Source organism: Aestuariivirga sp. (genome assembly GCF_041738905.1).
Lineage (GTDB): Bacteria > Pseudomonadota > Alphaproteobacteria > Rhizobiales > Aestuariivirgaceae > Aestuariivirga.
Genome location: NZ_JBGSOZ010000158.1, coordinates 1 through 2,339, shown reverse-complemented (window position 1 = coordinate 2,339; position 2,339 = coordinate 1). Strand labels below are relative to the sequence as shown.

The 2,339-nt window shown below is 62.7% G+C and carries 3 protein-coding genes; 1 reads left to right on the top strand and 2 read right to left on the bottom strand.

Going from position 1 to position 2,339, the window contains the following annotated elements:
* Together ACEW8Q_RS15105 and ACEW8Q_RS15100 are read right to left on the bottom strand one after the other, a co-directional pair.
* A partial coding sequence (locus ACEW8Q_RS15105; RefSeq protein ID WP_373504881.1) for an HlyD family secretion protein occupies positions 1-519 on the bottom strand: 519 nt, incomplete at its 3' end.
* Positions 516-1,142 (bottom strand): TetR family transcriptional regulator, encoded by a 627-nt coding sequence (locus ACEW8Q_RS15100; RefSeq protein WP_373504880.1) that lies wholly within the window; start codon positions 1,140-1,142, stop codon positions 516-518. The genes ACEW8Q_RS15100 and ACEW8Q_RS15105, both read right to left, overlap by 4 nt.
* Positions 1,143-1,324: 182 nt before the next feature.
* On the opposite strand from ACEW8Q_RS15100, the gene ACEW8Q_RS15095 reads away from it, so the two are divergent.
* Positions 1,325-2,263: an SMP-30/gluconolactonase/LRE family protein gene (locus tag ACEW8Q_RS15095; RefSeq protein WP_373504879.1), complete on the top strand. Its 939-nt coding sequence runs from the start codon at positions 1,325-1,327 to the stop codon at positions 2,261-2,263.
* Positions 2,264-2,339: the final 76 nt, after the last annotated feature.

The following is a 2,339-nucleotide window of genomic DNA, read 5'->3' as shown; positions in this document are numbered from 1 at the left end:
GGGCAGTCCGGCCACGGCGAGTGCGGCATGAAGCTCGGCCAGCCTCGCTTCATAGCCCTTGACCTGTTCGGCCGCCGTGTCGAGGCGTGCGCGGGCCGCGGTGCCTGTGCTGGCCAGCGTGTCGGCGCGGCCAAATTCCTTTCGCGCAAGGTCGAGCGTGGCCTCGGCCTGCCAGATCTGCGCGCGGATCACGGCGATCTCATCCTCGCGCTTGCCTGACAGCAGGTTGGCGTGGACAGCCTTCGCAGCTGCAACGGCTGCCTCGGTCCGCGCGAGTTCCGCTTCTGCCTGCTCAGGATCGAGCAAGAACAGAATGTCGCTCTCCTTCACGGAAGTTCCCTTCACGGCGGTGACCGACACCAGCCGCCCCGCCTGTGGAGCGCCGATCAGGGCCGTGTCGCCCTCCACATAACCCAGATAGGCGAGGCGGCCCGACGGCTGCGGCAGCCAGCGGTCGCGGAAGAGAAAGGCGGTGACTGCCAGCGACACAATGACCACCGGAAGTATGAACCGTTTCATTTGGCAATCCCCCGCAGGAAGGTTTCGACGTGCTGGGCGACATAGGCCTCAATGTCGAGCGCCTCGGCACCCAGCGGTTCGAACACGGTCTTCCAGATGGCGGCCAGCAGCATGGGCGCGATCATGGCCTTGACCGCAAGTGCCGGATCGATGTCGCGGAACTCGCCCGCCGCGATGCCGCGCCGGATGACGCCTTCGAAGATCGGCAGGCCCTGTGAGACGACGCTGTCGAGATAGAGCTTGCCGACATCGGGGTGCGCGCGGCTCTCGGAGATGACCACTTTCATCAATTCGGGAAATCGCGTGTCGCGCAGCTGGCGCGCCATGAAGGTAAGGATCGTTTGAAGCAAGGGGCCGACGGGACCTTCATGGGCTTCGGCAAAGCCCTTGGCGACGGCCAGGTTTGCACCGGCCATCTCGTTCACCAAGGCTTTCAGCAAAGCCATTTTATCTTTGAAATAGAGATAGATGGCTGCCTTGCTCAAACCGGCACGTGAAGCGACGTCTTCCATGCGGGTGGCGGAAAATCCCTTCTCCGCAAAGAGATCCAGCGCGGCGGACAGAATCTCGGCGGGACGTGCTTCGGGCCGACGGGTGCGAGTTGTTACTGGACGGTCAGTCATATTCAACAACTAACCAGCTGGTCACTACCTGTCAAGCCCTGTCGGCCAGCTGCTCGTTGGAAGATGGATCCAGTCTGCGCGTAAGCGTTTCTGGTACCACAGGCTGCAGCAAAAAGATGAGCGACATAGCCCGCTCACCGGATAGGCTGGCTTCGCGCTCACCCACCAATCGAGGAGTCAACATGTCCGAGACATTTGCCGAGATCATTGGTGGCCTTGGCTTTCCAGAAGGTCCCGTCTGGATGCCTGACGGCTCGATCCTGATCGTGGAACTGGCTGCTGGCACGGTGTGCCGCGTGAGCCCCGGTGGCCAGAAACAGGTGATCGCAACGCCAGGCGGCAGTCCCAATGGCGCAGCCCTGGGGCCTGACGGTTATCTCTATGTCTGCAACAGCGGCGGCTTCACCTGGGCACGGCGCGATGGCCTGCTCTGGCCCACGGGAACACCGGACGACTATAGCGGCGGGCGGATCGAGCGGGTGAACATCGAGACCGGCAAGGTGGAGCGGCTGTATGAAACCTGCAACGGGCATCCCCTCAGCGGCCCTAACGACATTGTCTTCGATGCCCACGGCGGGTTCTGGTTCAGTGACCATGGCAAGCGCCGCGCCCGTCATGTGGAATGCGGCGGCCTCTACTACGCGAAAGCAGACGGAAGCCTGATCCGCGAAGTGGTCTATCCCCTGGTGACGGCCAACGGCGTCGGACTGTCGCCCGATGGCCGCACCGTCTATGTGGCGGAGACCGACACGGGCCACATCTGGGCGTGGGATATCATGGCTCCGGGCACCATCGCCCGCGATGGGCTGTTGCCAGGACGGCATCTTGCCGGGGCGCCCGGCTTCAAGGCCTGGGACTCGATGGCCGTTACCCGTGATGGCACCCTCCACATCGCATCCCTCTTCAATGGTGGCATCACATCAATATCGCCACTTGGCGCTGACCTTGGCTTCCTGCCCCTGCCCGATCCGTTGACCACCAACATCTGCTTCGATGCCGCGGAACATCATGCCTTCGTGACGCTGTCTGGCAGCGGCAGGCTGGTGAAGGTGAATTGGCGGAAACGCCAGACCTCGCGCTGGCTCTCCAATGGCCGGGGACGTCAGAAGATCGATAGGTAGCTGACGATCTCGATATGTGAAGTGGCAAGCTTCCGTGCTGCAGTCAGTGTGGCGATGATCGTCACGCCGCCGCCAA